We start from the raw sequence: 19,473 nt of genomic DNA on the forward strand, positions 1-19,473 counted from the left end.
CTTCGTGGCGCGTCAGACGACGAACGGGTCCGCTGCCTCGCGGAAGGCGTCCGGCTGCTCCACCCACGGGTAGTGGCCGCAGTCGTCGATCACCACCACCTCGCCCTTCGGGAACAACCCCGCCGCGGCCACCACCGGCGCCAGGCCCGTCAGGAAGTCCTGCGCACCGGCGATCACCCGCACGGGCGCGGCCGGTATCGACAGGCGCTGCGGCAGATCGTCGGGCACGGTCGCGGCGAGGAAGGCCCGGACCGTCGCCAGCTCGGTGTGCCCGATGCGCGAATGGGCCCGCTCCCTCTCGGTCCACGCCGCGTACCCCGCGGGCGCCGTCAACGCCTGCCACCGCTCGAAGTCGGTCTGGTCCTCGCTCCGCGGACCCTCGCGGGTGGCCAGTGCCGCCGCGTCGAACGCCGGGTCGCCGCGACGGTGCGCGGCGATCTCCTCGCCGTCCCACGGCGTGTCGGTCAGGTAGGCCACCGGGGGCGTGATCAACAGCATGCTCGCCACCCGCTCCGGGTACCGGGCGGCGTACGCGACCGCCACGCGGGTGCCCGCCGAGTGCGCCACCAGGTCCAGGCGTGCCAACCCCAGGTGGGCGCGCAGGTCCTCCAGATCACGGGCCTGCTCCCAGAACGACACCGTCGCCGCGGACGCCGAGTTCCCGGAGCCGCGGAAGTGGTGCACCACGAGCCGACCGGGCAACCCCGCGAGGTCACCCAGGTACTCCGGGTGCCGTCCCGCACCACCCGGCAGGACGACGAGCGTCCTGCCCTCACCCCATTCGTCGTAGTGGAGCTCGACTGCGTCTGCGGCATGGAACGTGGGCACGACCGGACCCTAACCCACCGCTCCCGGGGCCTGGACCAGGCACGACCGGATCACCAGCCGTTCACCTGTGGACGCAACCCCGGCGTCTCATCGTCGACTACATCACGCAGCCACGCCGTTCGATCGTCAGCGCTCAGGGACCGCGTGGGCGCGGTCGATTGCTGCCAACGCCGCCTTGACACCGGTCGTCGTTGACGATGCGGAACGCGGTGGTCAGAGCCTCTCCGGCCCAGCCGTACCGGTCACGGTGCACGAACCCGTAGTGGAGCCCGATCCGCAATCTCATCCGTCCATTCGGTGACCGCGAATTCCGACGGGCCAGGGCATCCGACAGATCGTCGACGAACTGATCGAGAAGATCGAATATCGACACGTCGGCGATCACCATGACGCCGTCGCCCCGGTCCTCGGTCACCCATTGATCAGGGAGCCATCCCCAGGGTGCCACTACGGTGTCCAGCATTTCGTAGAGGTCTCGTCGGAGTTCCAGCAATCCGAGGTTGGTGCGGTCGCTGGAGTTTTCGATGTCCACGATCAGGAATGATCGCCGCACAGGCCGGCTCACCCGCCCGGAAGCCTGACTCGCCGCGGGGTGCTCCGGCCGAGACCGCACGGCCTGTTCGGACAGGTCGCGCGCGCCGTCGAAGTCGCCGGTGTTGAGCAGGTACCGAGCCGGGTTCGTGATCAGCGCGCGTACCCGCCGGTCCCGGCCGTCCACCGCGCGGGCCGCCAGGGCGTGCGGCAGGAGTTCGGCGTAGCGCGGCCAGTTGGTCGAGGTATCGGGGTCGGCGTTGGCCGGCAGCACGTGCAACGCCTCGGGCAGCACGGCGGTGGACCCCGCCTCACCCAACCGCAGGCGCAGCTGCTCCAGGAGGTCGTCGCGGCCGACGAAGTCCGGGTTGCGCAACGGCACGTGACCCCACACCTGCGGCTGTGTCGCAGCAGGCGACCGGTCACCTGTGTCCAGTGGGCTACCCGAGACGTTCACATCTGTTCCTTCACACAGCAGCCGACCTCGGCCACTGACCGTCGGACATCGGACGTCGTCACAGAGCTGATCTCCTGACTGGGGGATGTGTTCTCCGAGATTCGGACCAAGCGATCCGGTAGCCGCCGCACCTCCACAGCGCAGGACAAGCGGATTACGGCTTCGTGGAAGTGGCGGCTGGAACAGTCGTCGCGATCCCGGATGGTGATCGGTATCCCGGCGCTGAACGGCACGTTGACGTCGGTGGGAGACGCCTTCCGCCAGAACTCCACTGCAGCGTTGATCATCTCCCAGGGCGGGGCGAACTCGACCACTCGAGTTCACACCCTCGGCGGCTGGGTGATACCGGGTTCGGCCTCCGGTTCGGCGATGACGCGGTCGACCTCCGCCTCCAAGTCCCTCCGGGCGCGGAGGGACGTCGCCGCGACGGCGGTCGGAGCCCTTCCGGTCAACCAGTGCGAGAGCACCACCTTGGCCTGGTCGACCGGGTCCGGGTCGACTTCGAAGACGAGGTCCACGGCGCCGGGAGGCGGAACCAAGCCGGTTCGGGCGCGGTTGGGCCCGACGTCGGAGCCGCGTTGCACCGTTGCTACCACCGTGTTCGACCACTCGGAACGTTTTCATATTGCGCGAAAATCGTTCCTTGACGTTGCGTGGACCGGTTGCGATGCTTGATTTGCGCGCGAGTGCCCTCTCGTCCGCAGACAGGGGCATGAAATGGCTGTCGACATGTCTTTCCTGATCGCGGATGCAGATTATTACGAACCGTGGGACACCATTGATCCCGGCGTGCGCTATTCCCCCGCCCAGGTGCCCGACGGGTGGACGCGGCTGCACGACGGCGCGTGGACCCACTGGGGACCGCCCGGGCTCGTCCTGCCCGACCAGGGCTGGAAGGTGCACGTGTCCAGCTCCCTGCGCAACGCGCGGTCAGTGCTGGCGATCGTGTCGTCTGCCTGCGTCGAACTCGGGGTGCCGTTCAAGCACCTCGCGGGCGAGCGCACCTTCCTCATCGCGCACGACAAGCACGCCGCCAGGCCGCAGAGCGGCAAGTTCTGCACCCTGTACCCGCCCACCGAAGAGCGCGCGCTCCTGCTGATGAGGCGCCTGTCGGAGGACCTGGCCGGGATCGACGGGCCGTTCGTGCTCACGGACCGGCGATTCGGCGACAGCACGTGCGTGTCGTACCGGTACGGCGCGTTCCGCGGCCGGAGCAGGGTCGACGCGGACGGCAACCACGTGCCGACCATGACCCGTCCGGACGGGCAGGTCACGGACGACGAGCGCGGACCCGCCTTCCGCCTGCCGCACGGCATGTCCGACCCATTTCGCGAGACCGCCCCCGCGCGTGCCGCCGGACCGGTCACCATGCACGGCTACACGTTCGATTCCGTGCTGCGGCACAGCAACGCCGGTGGCGCCTACCGGTTCCGCACCGGCGACGGCGCCACCGTGTTCGTCAAGGAAGCGAGAGCGCACAACGGTTACACCGCGGACGGCGTTGACGCGAAGACCCGATTAGCCGAGGAATACCTGGTGTTGCGGGAGGTCCACGCCCGCGCACCCGGCGTGTGCCCGCGGCCGGTGGAGCTGTTCCACCACTGGGAGCACAGCTACCTCGTCTCCGAGTTCATCCCCGGAGTGTCGCTGTACCGGTGGATGGTGACGAACAACCCCGCGGTGCTCGACCACGCGGACGCGGCGGCGTACGCCGGGTACCACAAGCGCTGCCTCGCGCTCCTCGACCAGCTCGACGCGCACCTGCGCGCGCTGCACGACCTGGGTTTCGTGTTCATCGACCTCAGCCCCACCAACGTCCTCGTCGACGACGAGGATCGCGTCCGGCTGGTCGACTTCGAGGCGGTGCAGCCCACCGACCGCGTGCGGCGGTACATGGGCACGCCGGGCTACCTGCACCCGGACCCGCGCGCCGTGGTCGAGCAGGACCCGAGGGAACTCGACCGGTACGGGTTGTCGGCGCTGGCGCTGCTCCTGGTGTTCCCGCTGCACGAAGTGGCCGAACGTCACCCGGCCGCGCTCGACCACCTGCACGCGGACCTGGTAGGGACAGCTCCCGTCGAGCCGCGGTTGTGGCGGTGGGCCACGCGCTGCCACGAACGCGGCGACGACACCCGCCTGCCCTCCCCGGCCGCCGTTCGGGCGGACCCGGTCGCCGCGCTGCACGACCTGGCCGAGCGAACCGCCGACGCCATCGAGGAGGTGGCGCGGCCGGACCACCCGGCACGGGTCTACCCGACGATCCCGCTCGGGCACCAGACGAACACCCGGGCGTTGGCCGCCGGCACCGCGGGTGTAGTGCACGCGCTGCACCGCGCGGGTCGCGCGATCGACCCCGCGATCGTCCGGAGGCTGCGGGACGACTCGTTGGCGTCAGCCGAGACCACCGCACCCGGCCTGCTCCACGGCAGTGCGGGCATCGCGGGTGTGCTGGCCGAACTCGGCGAGGGGGACGCGGCCGGGAAGCTGCTCGACGAGGCGGCCTCCCACCGCCTCAACGACACCTCCAGCACGGTGGGCGGCGGCGCGGCGGGCACCGCGCTCGGATTGCTGGCCCACCACCGGCGCACGGGTGAACAGCGTTGGCTGGACCTGGCTTCGGGGCTGCTCGATCGCGTGCCGGACGGTGACGAGCTGACCGCCCGCCTGGGTACGTCCACGCGATCCGGGCTCGTCAGCGGGCGGGCCGGTGTGGCGCTCGCGCTGCACCACCTGCACCGCGCCACCGGGGACGACCGGCTGTTCGCCCGCGGCATGCGGCTGCTGGGCGAGGAACTCGCCTACGCCGTGCCCCTGCCGGGCGGCGGCGTGGGCTTTCGCGTCGCCCGCGGCGACCGGCGCGTCTACCCCTACCTGTTCGCGGGCAGCGCGGGTTACGCCTGGGTCCTCTCCCGCTTCCTCGCGCACCGGCCGGACGCGGAGTTCGGCGTGCCCGTCGACGTCGACCTCACCGCCACCGAGGTGCTGTCGCGGTGCCTGGACGCGTGCACGGCCGGGTTCACGGTGTTCCCCGGTCTGTTCCCGGGGCTGGCGGGCCTCGTGACGACGCTGGCCGACGCAGGCTCGCGGCTCGACCGGCCCGACCTCGTGGACGCCGCGCTGACCAGCGCCCGCGGCCTGTTCAGGTACGCGGTGCCGCACGGGGGCGGAGCAGGCTGGCTCGGCGAGCCAGGTCAGCGGATCTCCACCGACCTGTGGTCGGGCGGGGCCGGCGTCCTGATCGCCCTGCGACGCCTGCTCGACGCCGCCCAGACTCCCCCGGCAGCACGTCGAGGGGACACCGATGCACCGACACCGGGTGGAAGGAGTGATCAGCATGGAGGAAGTGCTGTTCTTGCAAGCTGAGGTGGCGCAGGAGGACGAGCTGATGGCCTGCAACGTGCTCACCATGAGCAGTCGAGGCAGCGTTTGCCTGTGACGCCACCGCTCGTCGCCCCCCCGGGGGGCCCCCCCCCCCCGCCCCCCCGGGGGGGGGGGTGGGGGGGCCCCCCCCCCCCCCCCGCCGCCCCCCCCCCGCCCCCCCCCCCCCCCCCCCCCCCCCCCCCCCGACGCGTGTTCCCGCACGCGTTCCGCCCGAGAACGGCATGCGCTGGTGTGCCCGGAGGCGGCGCTGCGGTGGCGCCGGAACCTGTCAGGCGCCTTCCTGGTTCGTGGTCAGGAGGCGGGCGAGCCAGTCGGTGCGGGTTCGACGGGCGGTGGTCGAGATGCGTGCCTGCGGGTAGAGGGCGTCGAAGCCGTGGAAGCCGCCTGACCAGACGTGGAGTTCGGCGTGGCCGCCGGCGGCCCAGATGCGGGTGGCGTAGTCGGTGGCCTCGTCGCGGAAGACCTCCGCGGAGCCGGTGTCGACGTAGGTGGGCGGCAGGCCCGTGAGGTCGTCGGCGAGTGCGGGTGAGACGTAGGCGGGCACCTCGTCACCGCTGAGGTCGCCGAGGAGGGCGCGCCAACCGAACGCGTTCATCTCGCCGGTCCACACGCCGGGCACACCGGAGTACTGGCGGCTGGAGGTGCTGGTGTTGCGGTGGTCGAGCATGGGGCAGATCAACACCTGCGCGGCGATCGCCGCGGTGCCGAGGTCGCGTGCCAGCAAGGTGAGGCCGGCGGCCAAGCCGCCACCCGCGCTGGCGCCGGCGACGATGATCCGGGCGGGGTCGACGCCCAGTTCGGCGGCGTGCTCGGCGACCCAGAGCAGTCCCCGGTGGCAGTCGCCGACGGGGGTGGTGCCGGTGGCCTCGGGTGCGAGCCGGTACTCGGCGGAGACGACGACCGCGCCGAACTCGTCGAGCCACTCCAGCGGGATGTCGATTTGCGAGAAGCGGTCGCCCATGACCATTCCGCCACCGTGCAGCCAGTACACGCAGGGGGCGGCGGGGGCGCGGTGCGCGGGGCTGAAGATCGACAGCTGGATCGGGGTGCCGTCCTCGGCCGGCACGGTGGTCTCGTGCCGGTCGACCTGCCGGTGGGCGAGGAGGGGTTCGAGGGGTGTCGAGGGGTAGTCGCGCAGTTGCGCCAGGACTTCCGGGTCGAGCCGTGGCACGAGGGGCATGCCGGTCAGCAGTTCGCGCAGTTCGGGGTCGAGGGCGGGGCGGGCGGTCGTCATGTCGTCGCCTTTCGTGGGTGGTGCCGGAGGGGTGGACGGGAAGCGGGCCGCATCACCGGGGCGGGAAGGCGGCCTTGCCGCGGACCGGGACCTGGTCGGCGTACTCGGGCTCCCCGGCCAGCAGTTCGCCGATCCGGGCCACGATGGCCTGGGCGGTCTCGCCGGCGAAGACCCGGTGGTGGTCCTCCTCGCTGGTCCAGCCCTCGATGACGTGGACGACGTCGGGATCGGACGCGGAGCGGGAGACCAGGTAGACGACGCAGTGCTCGCTCGCGCCGGGGCTCCCCTCGTCCAGGCCGGTCAGCAGGAGGTCGACCAGCCGGTCACCCAGGCCCGGGGATGCGGTCAGGGTGGCACTGAAGCCGTAGGTGGCGATCATCATCTTCCTCTCAACAAGGGAGTGGTGTGCCACCATTCAACCCTTCTGAGCTGGGGAAACGTAGAACTATCCTCTTGACGGCTTGCACGATCCTCTCAACTTCGGGAGCTTTGAGCGGGAAGGGTGCTGCAATGGGCGCATGTGCCTCGACGAGCTCCGCGCCCTGCTGGCCCGACATGCCGGCCCCGACTGGACCACCGCCATCGACGGCGTCCTCATCTCGAGGGTCGACCGGCCCGACCCACCGGCGCCCTCGATGTCCGGCACGGTCCTCGCGGTCATCGCCCAGGGCGCGAAACGCCTCGCCCTGGGCGATCGGATCTACGAGTACGGCCCCGGGCAGTACTTGGTCGCCTCCGTCGACCTGCCCGTCACCGGGGAGTTCACCCGCGCGGACCCCGAGCGGCCGGCGCTCGGCTTCGGCCTCGTGCTGGAACCCTCCGCCGTCGCCGAACTGCTGCTGCAGGCCGGTCCCGGGGACCTCCCGCGTGCCGGTGAGGGCGTCCCGTCGGGGATCTCCGTCAGCGACGCGTCCGCCGAGCTGATCGACGCGGTGGTGCGGATGCTGCGCCTGCTCGACGAGCCCCGCGACCGGGCCGTGCTGGCGCCATTGGTCAAGCGCGAGATCCTGTGGCGCCTGATCACCGGCGAGCAGGGGGCGACGGTGCGCCAGATCGGGCTGGCCGACAGCGGCCTCAGCCACATCTCACGGGCCGTGCGCTGGATCCGCGAGCACTACGCGCAGCCCTTCCGGGTCGAGGACGTGGCGCGCATGTCCGGCATGAGCACGTCCGCGTTCTACCGCAACTTCCAGGCGGTGACCGCGATGAGCCCCATCCAGTTCCAGAAGCAGATCCGGTTGCAGGAGGCCCGACTGCTGCTCGCCACCCACCCCGGCGATGTCACGGCGGTCGGCCGGCGGGTCGGCTACGACAACCCGTCGCAGTTCAGCCGGGAGTACCGCCGGCAGTTCGGCGAACCCCCGAGCCGGGACGCGGCGCGCCTGCGGGATGTCGGGCGCACTCCGGCGGGCGTGCTGACCTGATCGAGGCGGAACGTGACCAGGAGAGGATCGTGTCAGACGACGGCAGGATCGTTCTACCGTTCCAGCAGGTCAGGGCGATTGAATGGGATCACCGCTGCTCCTTCGGCGAAGGAGGGGTCGGTGTTGTCGAATCCCACCGGATCGCACGGAGCATCCCATGAAGACGGTCCTGATCACTGGCACGTCCTCCGGCTATGGGCGGGAGACCGCCCTCCACTTCCACTCCCGGGGGTGGCACGTCATCGCGACGATGCGCACCCCGCGGCCGGACGTCCTCCCCCGGTCGGACCGGCTCCGCGTCGTCGGGCTCGACGTCACCGAGCCGCGGAGCATCGCCGCCGCCTTCGAGGCGGCGGGGCCCGTCGACGTCCTGGTCAACAACGCGGGCGTCCCGTCGATCAGCGTGTTCGAGGGCACCCCCATGGCCCGCGTGCGGGAGGTGTTCGAGACCAACACGTTCGGCGTGATGGCGATGACCCAGGCGGTGCTGCCCCAGTTCCGCGAGCGCGGCTCCGGCGTGGTGGTCAACGTGACCTCCAGCGTGGTGCTGGGCCACATGCCGCTTTCCGCCGTCTACAAGGCGAGCAAGATGGCCGTCGAGGGGTTCACCGCGTCGCTCGCGCTCGAACTCGCGCCCTTCGGCGTGCGGGCGAAGGCGGTCGAGCCGGGCGCCTGCCTGACGACGAACTTCGCAGCCAGGGCGACGAACGGCGCCTCGCTGGACGAGTTGGTCCCGGCGCCCTACGCACCGTGGGCGAGGAAGGCCATGGCCGCCTTCACGAGCCAGGACACGTACACCCGGGAGAGCGATGTCGCCGAGGCGGTGTGGCTGGCCGCGCACGACACGACCGGCCAGTTGCGGTTCCCTGCCGGTGCCGACGCCGTCTGGCTCGCCCAGGCGAAGTGACCGTCCAGCGAGCGAGGCGTGCCGACGGACCAGGTAGCTGGTCGGCGGCGCGGACGTGCCGTCACGCTGGGCAGAGTCCTTCGGTCATGCCGGTGGGCCGTGTGGTGAACGCGGTCAGGCCACCTGGACGGTCGTGGGTTCCCCGTCCGAAGACGGCAGCGGCGCCGGTTGGCGCGCAGTAGGTGTGGCCGCCCTGGCTCGTGCGTGGAGCCGTTTCCAGGGTGAGGGCGAGGGTTGCCCTGGCCCCGGGGTCTGCCCGCAGTTGTTCGAGAGTCGGTTCGGGGAGTTCGTGGCCTGGTGCGGTGAGGGTGTCGAGCAGTGCGCGGGGGTCCGGTCGGCACGCTGCCTCGTGAATCGCGCGGACCTGGGCGAGCAGGGCCGCGGGCACTGGTTGGCCGTCCGCGTCCACGCCCTTGACCTCGCCGCACGTCCGGCCGGCGGGCGTGGCGGTCGTCGACGACGGTGTCGTGGTCGTTGACGCCTGTCCTTGCTCGGTGTCCGGGGAGTCGAGCAAAGAACGGACAGCCACGGCGGCCAGGATGATCAGCACGGCGGCGATGATGCTCACCACGAGCCGGTTGCGGTTGGTGTTGGGCATGGTGGTCAGCAGAGGATCGGGCTGAGATCGATGCGTGCTGGGTCGAACTCGGCGACCACGCTCAAGCCGGTGACCAACCTGTAGGCGGCTTGGTAGCTCGCGACGTGTTCGCTGCTGCACGAGCGACCGGCGACTCGGAACGGTTGGCCGTTGTCGTCCACCACGGTCTCCCGGATCTCGGTCCCGGTCTGGTGGGTGATCGCGAGGTCGTACTCGTAGCTGCGGGACCGCGCAATGGTGGTCAGCACGACCTCATGGGTCTCACCGGCGGCGAGGTTGATCGTGTGCCGCGGGAAGTACGGGCCGGTGGGTATCCGACGGCCCGCCTCGCCCGGCGGGGGTGAGGGCATCGGTTCGGAACTCTGCAGCACCGGGAACCCCTCGTCCAACAGCAGCAGTACTTCCGAGGACTCCTCACTGCCTTGGGGTGGCACGTGGACGAGGCTGCCGGAGGGCGGCGGTGCCGTGCGCCGGATGACCGGCCGGATGTCGGTCACCCTCGTACCTCCGACGGGGCCGATCAGGTGCAGCCGGATCAGGTGGCGGTGGAGGCTGATCGCCCCGTCCGACGTGCGGATCTCCCGCACCAGGTCACGATCCAGTGCGGCCATCGGTTCGGCCAGTCGGTCCACGAGGGCGCTGCCGGGGAAGTCGGGGGACTCGGAGACGTACCCCCACGGGGCCTGGTCGTTGTGGGACATGTCGACCACTACGCCCAACTCGGGGGGCGCCCCGGTCGCGGGGTCGTCCGACGACCGCGGCCAGGCGATGATCAACGCTGCGACGATCACCGCCACGGCGAGCACTGCGGCGGGCGCCCACGAACGCCGCTGCGGGGGCGTGTCCAGGCGGACGTCGCCGTGGATGTCCCGTGCCTGCACGACGTTGCCCGCCGCACCGCTCTGCGTGTTCGCCGTCGCGGCACGACCACCACCCCCGTCGTCGGGTGACGCATCGATCATCCGGACCCCCAAGCCGACGTGACGACAGTGTCGACCTTGAAACCTCACGCGCACAAATCGAGTCGAAGGACGAACCGGCCGGCACCTGCAAGTAGGGCATCCTCACCCGCGAAGAGGCGAACATCCCGACCAACCCGCACGAGGGGCGATGGACCGCCTGTGTCCGAGGTCACACCCGATTGGTTCAACATCAGACGTCCTCTGAAGGGTTTCCCGTCCGCAACGGAAACCGACAGCGGAGGAAAGGGGCGACGTGCCGGCCGACTACGACCAGTTCGTCACCGAGCGTCTTGATCGACTACTGCGGTACGCCACGGCGCTGACGTGCGACAAGCACCTGGCCCAGGACATCGTCCAGGACGTGCTGCTGCGCGCGCGGCAGAAGTGGGCGCGGATCGGGGCGGTCGACGTGCCCCACCTGTACGTCAAGCGGATGGTGACCAACGAGTACCTGTCGTGGCGGCGCCGCCGGGCGGCGCGGGACGTGTCCTCGACCCACGTCGTGCTCGACGACCTGGCGCCGGCGGTCGCCGACCCGGCGGTGCGCCACGCCGAGCGGGACGAGATGCGGGCCCGCATCGCCGTGCTGCCGCGCAAGCAGCGGGCCGCGCTGGTGCTGCGGTACTACGAGGACAGCACCGACGCCGAGATCGCCGAAATCCTGGGCTGCACCGAGGGAACGGTCCGCAGCCACATCTCCCGCGCGCTGCACACGTTGCGGGTCAACGAGAACACGCCCTCGGAGGTGCTGCGATGACCGACACCCGGCAAGAAGCCCTCATCCGCGAAGCGATCGCGGCCGAGGCGGACCAGGCCGTCGACTACCGGACCGTGCTGGCGAACCTGCACGGCGCGCGGTCCCGGCGGCGTCCCTTCGCGTTGTTCGCCGCGGCCGGGTTGACCGTCGTCGCGGCGGCCGTCGCGGTGATCGTGCCGCTGGCCGTGGACCGGAGCGCGGCGCCGTCCCCGGTCGGCCCGGCCGCACCGCCGGCGACCGCGCAGACCGTGTTGCTGATCGGCCTGGACGGGTCGGCGAACACCGACTCCGTCGTGCTGGCGCGCGTCGGCGCGGACGGCGTGGTCAGCGCGGCGTCGCTGCCCCGGGACTCCCTGGTCGACATCCCCGGTGTGGGCCAGGGGAAGCTGAACTCGGCGTACGCGCGGGCCCACCGGGCGGCCGAGGCCGAGGGGCGCGACGGTCACGAGGCCGGCGTGGAGTCGCTCACCGCCACCGTCGAGGCGCTGACCGGCGTGGAGGTCGACCACTACGCGGCGGTCGACATGGCGGCGTTCAGCGCGATGTCCGAGGCGGTCGGCGGCGTGGAGGTCTGCCTCAAGCACGCGTCGCGCGAGGGGCTCTCCGGCGTCGACCTGCCCGCCGGGCGGCAGTCGCTCTCGGGCGCGCAGGCGCTGGCGTTCCTGCGGCAACGCCACGGGCTCGAGAACGGTGAGCTCGACCGGGTGGTGCGGCAGCAGACGTTCCTGCGTGCTTTGGCGAAGAAGGTGGTCGCGAGCGACCCCGCGAAGATCGCCGAGCTGGCGCAGGTGGCCGCACGGCACCTGCGCGTCGACCCGGGGTGGAACCTGGTGGAGTTCGCCGGGCGGCTCACCCCGACCGTGCGGACGGCGATCATCCCGCTCGGCGAGGCGATCGACTCGGAGCACGGCCAGGCCCTGTCGGTCGACCCGGCGGCGGTGCGCGAGTTCCTGGCGGCGTTCTTCGCCGACGGCGCCACCGGCACGCCCACCGGCGGCTTCTCCGTGCCGATGCCCGCCACGGAGACCGAGGAGCCCGGCCGCACGCCGACGGACGGCGACTGCGTGCGCTAGCACGTCGACCACCGACGTCCACCGGGTCGGGGCAAGATCCCCGCAGCCGAGTCGTCGTCGATCTCGTGCTCGGCGGTGGCGATGGCCACCGCCGAGCACGACGGCAGGTCGACGGCACGCTCCTACCGCTGAACGAGGACTTCACTTCACTCGAACCGAGGACGACACTCACCCCAAGCTCTGGCAGAGTCACACGGGCGAATTCGGATTGCACCGGTAGCCCAAGGAGATCATCGTGGCCTGGACAGGCTGGGCAGTCGTGCCCGGAAATCAGCCGAACGGTGCGGGGAACAATGAACTGACCGCAGTGAACTATTTCAACCAGGTATTTCTTTTCGCCGTGGACGGCGTCGCGAAGCGAGCGCACTGGACAAGAACGAGCAATGCCGGATTATCGTGGGACGACTGGCAGCCGGTGGCCGACGATCAGCCGGTCGTGTCACTCAGCGCCGTCAGCTGGGAGGACGGCCTGCACCTGTTCGGCATGACCCCGAGCTTCTCGGTCTACAGCAACACCCGCCACATGGGGAACTTCTCGACGTGGACCTTCGTGCCGGGCACCCAGAACAGCGGCCGGCCGTGCGCCATCTCGCTCCCGCAAGCCGGCGCGACCACCGATCACCTGTACGTCTTCCTCACCGCCGCCCTGGACGGGTCGATCGCCTGGCTGCGGGCCACGAGCAAGGGCGGCGTCGGCGCGCCCACGTCGTGGACCGCCCCGAAGTTCCTCACCGCACCGGGCAAGAGCGACCAGCAGGTGGCCGCTTACCGCCCCGGCCTCGGCAACGCGCTGAGCCTGGTCCGGCGGGGCGAGGACAGCCACATCCACCACATGCCGTATTTCGTCCAGAACGGCGCGGTGGACAATTCGGCCCAGTGGTCGGCGGTACAGCCGCCCTTGCTGTCGAAACGAGCACCGGCCGTAACACCCGGTAAATCACTGGTGTTCGCCAAGGACCTGGCCGACAACCTGCGCTGCAAGTCGGCCGCTCCGGGAGGCGACTGGACCCTCGTCTCCGGCGCCGTCAAGACGAGCGGGTTGGCGGTCACCGATTACACCGGCAACGGCACCGGGATCATGGCGTTCACCCGCCACCCGGACGGGAAGATCTATTTCACTCGACGGCCGGACGCCTGATCGAATCGCGCCGACCGCGGAATCGGCCACCGCACCGGCTACAGCGGCAACGGCTCGGTGATCTGCAGGCCGGCGTCCACGCTCGCCACCAGGAGTTCGGCCTGGTGGGGCGAGTGGACGCCGGCCCAGCTGCGCAACGGGCCGAGGAAGTCGACCAGGTCGCGCTGCGCGGCGCGCAGCATCGCGGGCAGCACGGTCCTGGACAGGTCCACGTGCGGCGCGTCGCGTCCTTCGTCCACCCACACGCGGACCACGTCCACGCCGACGTACTCGACCCACGGCGCGGGCGGGTCACCGAGGTCGACCGGCGCGCGGTGCAGCGCGTGCAGCCAGGTGCGCCACTCGAACAGGTCCGTGCCACCGGGTTCGACGCGCACGCCGCCACCGCCGTCGAGCAGCAGCCCGCCGCGCCCGCAGAGGGTGTCGAAGCCGATCAGCTCGTGCACGGCCGCGGCCGCGGTGCGCGCGTCCCGGCCACCGCTGTCCAGGTACATCGTGCAGAGCACCGAGCCGACCTCGTCCTGGCCCACCGTGCCGTCCAGGTGCAGCCAGCCGCCGTCGCCGCCGGACACCGGCCACAGGTCGAAGGTCTCCGGCGCGGACCTGGTGATGACTGGCGAGAACCGGACCACGTTCCCGAGGCTAATGCGCGATCGCCCCGGTGACAGGGGCCGCCGGGGCGATCGGGGTTCTCCAACTGCCGGTAGGGCTGGCCCTACCCCTGGTCGGACCGCCACACCTGGTACTCGCGCATCCCGTAGAGCAGGGGCAACAGGCCTTGCTCCCGCGCGACCCGGAACGCCTGGCCGAACACCACCGTGTGGTCGCCGACGGCCTCGGTCCGGCTGACGTTGCAGTCGGCCACCGCGTGCGCGTCCTGCACGAGGTGCGGTCCGCCCGCGCGCGGCGGCAGGCGCCACGGGACCAGGTCGAACCGGTCCGGCGCGCCGGAGGCGAACAGCTGCGCCACGGGCTTCGCGTCGCCGTGCAGGAAGTTCACCGCGAACGCGCCGCGGGCCAGCACCGCGTCCAGGGTGGGGCTGCCGTTGCGCAGGCAGACCAGCAGCGTCGGCGGCGACAACGTCACGCTGCACACCGACGAGACGGTCATGCCGCGCGGCGAGTCGTCCTGGCCGGTCGTGGTGATGATGGCGACACCGGTCGGGAAGTGCGACATCAGGGTGCGGAACTCCGCGATCTCGATCGCGGGCAGCGACTGGGTCATGACCTGCTCCCGGGCAACTCGGGTACCGGCACGGGCTTCGGGGCTCCGGCGCGTTCGATGAGCGAGAGCAGCGGACCGGTCATGCCGGTCGTCGCCAACGCCATCACCACGAGGGCCAGGAACAGCTGCACGGACAGCAGTCCGGCGCTGTACCCGGCCTGCAGCACGACGATCTCGGTCAGGCCGCGGGTGTTGACCAGCACGCCGACCGTCACCGCCGTGCGGCGGTCCTGGCCGGCCAACCGGCCGCCGAGGTAGCCGCCGCCGACCTTGCCGACGACGGCCAGCGCGATGGCGACGGCGATGGCGGTCCACGGCACCGAGCCGCGCGGCGCGTTCGCCACGCCCATGCCCGCCACCACGAAGAACACCGGCACCAGCAGCCTGCCGAACGCCATCACGGGCCGCACGGCCCTGGCCCACGCGCCGCCGGGGATCGCGAGGCCGACCACGAACGCGCCGAACACGGCGGTCAGGCCCCAGTGCTCGAACTGGAACGCCACCAGCAGCGCCAACCCGGCGACGGCGGCGCCCGCGACACGGGGGAAGCGCTCGGCGGCCGACATGGGCACCCGGCCGCGCAGGAGGATGCGGCCGACGACGGTCACCGTGACGCCGAGGGCGACGAGGACCAGGGACACCACGAGGCCGCCGGAGATGCCGACGGCCACCACCAGCAGCACCCACGCCGCCGAGTCGGTGACCACGGCCGCGGCCATGGCGAGCTTGCCCGCGGGGCTGTCCACCATGCCGCGGTCCTCCAGCACGCGGGCCAGCACGGGCACGGCGGTCACGCTCAACGCGACCGCGATCATCAGCACCAGGGCGGGCGCGGGCGCGTCGCCGCGCAGCTCGGGGTCGGCCACCCAGACCACCCACGCGGCCATCACCAGGCCGGTGAGCAGGGCGGGCAGGAACGAGCCCGCGGTCACCCAGCCGACCGCGCGGGCGCCGAGGCCGGAGCCGCCGTGCCGCAGGTCGTGCGCCACGCCGACCAGGAACAGCACCAGGCCGACCTGGCCGATCACCTTCAACGGGCTCACCACGTCGGTGGGCAGCACCGCGGCGAGGGTCGGCGCGCCGCCGACCGCGAGGACCGCCGGCACCACGAGGATGCCCGCCAGGATCTCGCCGATGACCTCGGGCTGCCGCGCGGCGCGTGCCGCGACCCGACCCAGGTACGCCGCGACCAGCACGACCGCCAGGACGGCGGCCACGTGCCCCACGCGCAACAGGACGTCGGTCATGTTCGCGCCCCCGGCGAGCCGTGGACGTGGTGCCTGGTCATCGACAGCGCGCGGCTGCCCGCGAAGTTGGGGATGCGCAGGTGCACGGCAGGGATCCCTTCCGATCGGTGGGTGGCGCCGCTCGGCTGTCGGGCCTCGGACGTCGGCGCCGCGAATGCTCGGTGTTCCGGTGCCTCATCCCTGCGGTTGGTGTCCGACGAGGTTGAAGAACACGTCGTCGAGGGTCGGGCGGCGCAGCGCGAAGTCCGCGACGTCCACCCCCGCGTCACGCAGGGCGACGGCGGCGGCGGCGATGCCGTCCATGCCGTCGCGCAGTTGCAGCTTCACCAGTCCCTTGACCGGATCGGCGGCCGGTTCGTCCACGGCCAGCGGCGCGAGCACCGCCACCGCGGCGGCCACCCGGTCGGGCAGCGCGACGGCCACTTCCAGCCACTCCTGGCCGACCTTGCGCTTGAGCTCGTCGGGCGTGCCGTCGGCGATCACCTGGCCGGCGGCGATGACCACGACCTGGTCGGCCAGGTAGTCGGCCTCCTCCAGGTACTGGGTGGTCAGCAGCACGGTCATGCCGTCGGCGACCAGGCCGCGCACGGTGTTCCACAGCGACTGCCTGCTCGCCGGGTCCAGCCCGGTGGTCGGCTCGTCCAGGAACAGCACCTGCGGCCGGCCGACCAGGCAGCCGGCCAGGTCGAGCCGCCGGCGCATGCCGCCGGAGTAGGTGCCGACGGGCCGGTCGCCCGCCGCGACGAGGTCGAAGCGCTCCAGCAGTTCCGCGGCACGGTCCCGAGCGCCCTTGCCGCCCAGGTGCAGGAGCTTGCCGACGAGGGTCAGGTTCTCCCGGCCGGTGAGCAGCTCGTCGACCGCGGCGTACTGCCCGGCCAGGCCGATCCGCCGGCGCACCTCCCCCGGCCGGCTCACGACGTCGTAGCCGGCGACCTCGACCAGCCCGCTGTCCGGCGCGAGCAGCGTCGCCATGATCCGCACGGCGGTCGTCTTGCCGGCGCCGTTGGGGCCCAGCAGGCCCAACACCGATCCCGGCTTGACGGTCAGGTCGACACCGCGGAGGGCTTCGGCGCCCTTGTAGGTCTTCTTCAGTCCTTCAACGCGAATCGCGGCGTCCACGTCAGCCTGCCTCGCGCAGACCCGCGGGCCGCATGTCGGTCCAGTTCCGCTCCACGTAGGACAGCGCGGCGGCACGCGGACCCGCGTCGAGCGCGACGGTCCAGCCCGCGGGCACGTCCGCGAAGGTCGGCCACAGGCTGTGCCGGCCCTCGTCGTTCACCAGCACCAGGAACGTGCCGTCCTCGTCGTCAAAGGGGTTCACCACGTCAGTACTCCGTCCGCGTCGCCGGCGTCGGCCTCGGGTGCTCCCGATCCTGGTCAACACCGCTGACAGCGCACTGACGGATACCTGACCGGACCCCGCGGCAGTGCCGACGACGCGCCGACCTCCCGGGCCGTGCGCGCCGTCCGACGGCGTCACGACCCCGGAGGCCATCCCCCGTCACAAGGTTCAGCGCGGCAAGCGCGCCTCCTCGTGCGACTGCGGCTGCGGTTCGCCGACCGTCGAGTCGTCCGCACGGCGGGACAGCTTCGACGGCCACCACCCCGCCCGGCCCAGCAGGCGCATCGCCGAGGGCAGCACCAGCAGCCGGATCACGAACGCGTCCAGCACCACGGCCACCGCCAGCCCCAGGCCGAGCTGCTTCATCTCCAGCAGGCTGGTGAACACGAAGCTGACGAACACCGACACCATCACCACGGCCGCGCTGGTCACCACGCCGGCGGAGCCCGCGATGCCCTCGCGCACCGCCTGCCACGACGGCACGCCGCTCTGCGCCACCTCGCGGACGCGGCTCAGCACGAACACGTGGTAGTCCATCGACAGCCCGAACAGGATCACGAACAGGAACAGGGGCACCCGCGACACGATGAACCCGCCGGAGGTGAAGTCCAGCAGGTCCTCGGCCCAGCCGAGCTGGAACACCAGCACCAGCACGCCGAACGTGGCCGCGGTGGCGAGCAGGTTGAGCGCGATCGTCAGCAGCGCCATCACCACCGACCGGAACGCGACCACGATCATCACGAAGGTCAGCAGCAGCACGAACAGCACGACCCGCAGCAGCTTGTCGGACTGGTGCGCCACGGTGTCCACGTTGCGCGCGACGTCACCGGAGACCGCGTGCTCGAACCCGCCCACCGCCGCGGGCACCAGCTCGGCGCGCAGCTTCGCCAGCGACTCCTCGGCTCGCGGCGACTCGGGTGAGAACGGGATCGGCAGCTCCAGCACGGTGACCCGGCCGTCCCCGGACACCCGCTCGGCGGCCCCGGGCGCGAACAGCGGGTCGCCCTGCGTCCGCCCGACCAGCCCGTCCAGCGCCGACGCCACCTCGGCGGCCTGCGCCGGATCGGCCCGCACCACGACGACGTGCCGCGCGCCCTCGCCGGGGAACAGCGCCACCATCCGGTCGTGAGTGCGGATCTCCGCGACCTGCTTGGGCAGCGTGTCGTTGCCGGGCAGCCCCAGCTGCATGCCCAACGCCGGCAGGGCGAGCAGCAGCATCGCGCCGGTGCTGATCAGCAGCGTCCGCCCCGGCCGCAGCATCGACGGCTCCAGCACCCTGCGCCACACCCGGCCCTCGCCGCGCCTGGTGAGCCGCCACAGCAGCGGCACGCGCGGCCGGTCGACCCAGCGGCCGAACTTGGCCAGCAGCGCGGGCAGGACGGTGAGCGAGCTGACGACGGCCACCGCGACCACGATGATCGAGCCGGTGGCCAGTGACGAGAACACCACGTCGCCGACGAGGTAGAGACCGGCCATCGAGACCATGACGGCGAGACCGGACACCACGATGGCCCGCCCGGACGTCGCCGCCGCGAGCTCCACCGCGGTCACGTGGTCGACCCGGCCACCGCCGCGGGCGCGTTCCTCGCGTTCCCGCTTGAGGTAGAACAGGGAGTAGTCCACGCCCACCGCCATGCCCAGCAGCAGGATCACGTTCTTCGTCGCGCCCGCGTCGGGGAACACGTGCGAGGCCACCGCCGAGAGCGCCATCGCCGTCACCACCGACGACAGCCCCAGCAGCACCGGCACCCCGGCCGCGATCAGCGCGCCGAACACGACCAGCAGGATCAGCAGGGTGACCGGGAGCGTCAGCTTCTCCGCGAACGCCAGGTCCGCGGCCAGCTGCTGGTCGATGCCGACGTCGATCGACACGCCGCCGGTCTGCTCGACCACCAGCTCCGGGTGGGCGCCGCGCACCGCGGCCGTCTGCTCCAGCAGCACGGCCACCTGCTCCATCGCCGTGCGGTCCGCGGCCTTCATTGTCACCTCGACCAGGACGGCGTCGCCGTTCGGCGAGCGCGTCGGCTCGCCGACCGAGGACACCTCGGCCAGGGCGCGCATCCGGTCGGCGACCTCGCGCGCCGCGGTGTCGGCGGCGGCCTGGTCCAGCGGCCCGGACGGTGAGGTGATGAGCACCCGTTCCACGATCGGGTCCACCAGCCCGCTGTCGGCCGCCACGGTCTCGGCGCGGCCCGCCTCGCCGACCCGGTAGTCCTCGCTGGAGGCGTCTCGGACGCCGACGATGGCGCCCGCGGCGACGCACACCGCGACGAAGGCGAGCCACCCGATGATCGCGCGCCACGGATGAGTGGCGCTCCACTTGGCGATTGACACGGTCACCGGCACGCTGCCCACGACCTCAACTCCTC

At 71.7% G+C, this 19,473-nt stretch carries 20 protein-coding genes; 6 read left to right on the top strand and 14 right to left on the bottom strand.

Features of this window, described 5'->3' with window-relative positions; translation table 11 throughout:
• Positions 1-12: 12 nt before the first annotated feature.
• From LNK82_RS20910 to LNK82_RS20925, 4 genes are all read right to left on the bottom strand, one after another.
• A complete protein-coding gene (locus tag LNK82_RS20910; RefSeq protein ID WP_230568713.1) occupies positions 13-828 on the bottom strand; it encodes an alpha/beta fold hydrolase in 816 nt (271 codons plus the stop codon).
• A gap of 133 nt (positions 829-961) precedes the next feature.
• Entirely contained in the window at positions 962-1,741 is a 780-nt protein-coding gene (locus LNK82_RS20915; RefSeq protein WP_230568714.1) for a nucleotidyl cyclase domain-containing protein, read from the bottom strand.
• A 71-nt stretch (positions 1,742-1,812) separates the two neighbouring features.
• On the bottom strand, positions 1,813-2,130 hold the full coding sequence (locus tag LNK82_RS20920; RefSeq protein ID WP_230568715.1) for a hypothetical protein: 318 nt from the start codon (positions 2,128-2,130) through the stop codon (positions 1,813-1,815).
• A 6-nt stretch (positions 2,131-2,136) separates the two neighbouring features.
• Entirely contained in the window at positions 2,137-2,400 is a 264-nt protein-coding gene (locus LNK82_RS20925) for a hypothetical protein (protein WP_230568716.1), read from the bottom strand.
• A 145-nt stretch (positions 2,401-2,545) separates the two neighbouring features.
• On the opposite strand from LNK82_RS20925, the gene lanKC reads away from it, so the two are divergent.
• Positions 2,546-5,179, top strand: a complete 2,634-nt coding sequence (lanKC, locus tag LNK82_RS20930) for a class III lanthionine synthetase LanKC (RefSeq protein WP_230568717.1) — start codon at positions 2,546-2,548, stop codon at positions 5,177-5,179.
• 286 nt (positions 5,180-5,465) lie between these two features.
• Here lanKC and LNK82_RS20935 read toward each other — a convergent pair whose 3' ends face one another.
• On the bottom strand, positions 5,466-6,431 hold the full coding sequence (locus LNK82_RS20935) for an alpha/beta hydrolase (RefSeq protein ID WP_230568718.1): 966 nt from the start codon (positions 6,429-6,431) through the stop codon (positions 5,466-5,468).
• A gap of 52 nt (positions 6,432-6,483) precedes the next feature.
• Positions 6,484-6,813, bottom strand: coding sequence for a putative quinol monooxygenase (locus LNK82_RS20940; protein WP_230568719.1), 330 nt, complete (start codon positions 6,811-6,813; stop codon positions 6,484-6,486).
• Positions 6,814-6,949: 136 nt separating this feature from the next.
• On the opposite strand from LNK82_RS20940, the gene LNK82_RS20945 reads away from it, so the two are divergent.
• Together LNK82_RS20945 and LNK82_RS20950 are read left to right on the top strand one after the other, a co-directional pair.
• On the top strand, positions 6,950-7,855 hold the full coding sequence (locus LNK82_RS20945; RefSeq protein WP_230568720.1) for an AraC family transcriptional regulator: 906 nt from the start codon (positions 6,950-6,952) through the stop codon (positions 7,853-7,855).
• A 157-nt stretch (positions 7,856-8,012) separates the two neighbouring features.
• Entirely contained in the window at positions 8,013-8,762 is a 750-nt protein-coding gene (locus LNK82_RS20950; RefSeq protein WP_230568721.1) for an SDR family oxidoreductase, read from the top strand.
• A 61-nt stretch (positions 8,763-8,823) separates the two neighbouring features.
• On the opposite strand, the gene LNK82_RS20955 is transcribed toward LNK82_RS20950, so the two are convergent.
• Both LNK82_RS20955 and LNK82_RS20960 read right to left on the bottom strand, forming a co-directional pair.
• A complete protein-coding gene (locus tag LNK82_RS20955; RefSeq protein ID WP_230568722.1) occupies positions 8,824-9,330 on the bottom strand; it encodes a hypothetical protein in 507 nt (168 codons plus the stop codon).
• 35 nt (positions 9,331-9,365) lie between these two features.
• The gene (locus LNK82_RS20960; protein WP_230568723.1) at positions 9,366-10,322 is read right to left on the bottom strand and encodes a hypothetical protein; all 957 of its coding nucleotides are present in this window, start codon (positions 10,320-10,322) and stop codon (positions 9,366-9,368) included.
• Between the two features lie 253 nt (positions 10,323-10,575).
• Here LNK82_RS20960 and LNK82_RS20965 point away from each other — a divergent pair, with 253 nt between their 5' ends.
• The 3 genes from LNK82_RS20965 to LNK82_RS20975 all read left to right on the top strand — a co-directional run bounded on the left by LNK82_RS20965 (position 10,576) and on the right by LNK82_RS20975 (position 13,290).
• Positions 10,576-11,079 carry a SigE family RNA polymerase sigma factor gene (locus LNK82_RS20965; RefSeq protein WP_230568724.1) on the top strand — a complete coding sequence of 168 codons (504 nt, stop codon included), beginning with the start codon at positions 10,576-10,578 and terminating at the stop codon, positions 11,077-11,079.
• The gene (locus tag LNK82_RS20970; RefSeq protein WP_230568725.1) at positions 11,076-12,152 is read left to right on the top strand and encodes an LCP family protein; all 1,077 of its coding nucleotides are present in this window, start codon (positions 11,076-11,078) and stop codon (positions 12,150-12,152) included. Before LNK82_RS20965 ends, LNK82_RS20970 begins: the two co-directional genes overlap by 4 nt.
• Positions 12,153-12,387: 235 nt before the next feature.
• Complete coding sequence (locus tag LNK82_RS20975) at positions 12,388-13,290, top strand: hypothetical protein (RefSeq protein WP_230568726.1); 903 nt, start codon at positions 12,388-12,390, stop codon at positions 13,288-13,290.
• Positions 13,291-13,328: 38 nt separating this feature from the next.
• Here LNK82_RS20975 and LNK82_RS20980 read toward each other — a convergent pair whose 3' ends face one another.
• The 6 genes from LNK82_RS20980 to LNK82_RS21005 form a co-directional block, all read right to left on the bottom strand.
• Positions 13,329-13,922, bottom strand: a complete 594-nt coding sequence (locus LNK82_RS20980; protein ID WP_230568727.1) for a hypothetical protein — start codon at positions 13,920-13,922, stop codon at positions 13,329-13,331.
• A gap of 83 nt (positions 13,923-14,005) precedes the next feature.
• Positions 14,006-14,515 (bottom strand): flavin reductase family protein, encoded by a 510-nt coding sequence (locus tag LNK82_RS20985; RefSeq protein ID WP_230568728.1) that lies wholly within the window; start codon positions 14,513-14,515, stop codon positions 14,006-14,008.
• Positions 14,512-15,762, bottom strand: a complete 1,251-nt coding sequence (locus tag LNK82_RS20990; RefSeq protein ID WP_230568729.1) for a cation:proton antiporter — start codon at positions 15,760-15,762, stop codon at positions 14,512-14,514. Before LNK82_RS20990 ends, LNK82_RS20985 begins: the two co-directional genes overlap by 4 nt.
• Before the next feature lie 174 nt (positions 15,763-15,936).
• Positions 15,937-16,881 (bottom strand): ATP-binding cassette domain-containing protein, encoded by a 945-nt coding sequence (locus LNK82_RS20995; RefSeq protein ID WP_230568730.1) that lies wholly within the window; start codon positions 16,879-16,881, stop codon positions 15,937-15,939.
• A 1-nt stretch (position 16,882) separates the two neighbouring features.
• On the bottom strand, positions 16,883-17,086 hold the full coding sequence (locus tag LNK82_RS21000; RefSeq protein ID WP_230568731.1) for an MbtH family protein: 204 nt from the start codon (positions 17,084-17,086) through the stop codon (positions 16,883-16,885).
• Between the two features lie 186 nt (positions 17,087-17,272).
• Positions 17,273-19,459 carry an MMPL family transporter gene (locus LNK82_RS21005; protein ID WP_230568732.1) on the bottom strand — a complete coding sequence of 729 codons (2,187 nt, stop codon included), beginning with the start codon at positions 19,457-19,459 and terminating at the stop codon, positions 17,273-17,275.
• Between the last annotated feature and the right edge of the window lie 14 nt (positions 19,460-19,473).

It is taken from the genome of Saccharothrix luteola (assembly GCF_020859565.1).
Classification (GTDB): Bacteria; Actinomycetota; Actinomycetes; order Mycobacteriales; family Pseudonocardiaceae; genus Actinosynnema; species Actinosynnema luteola.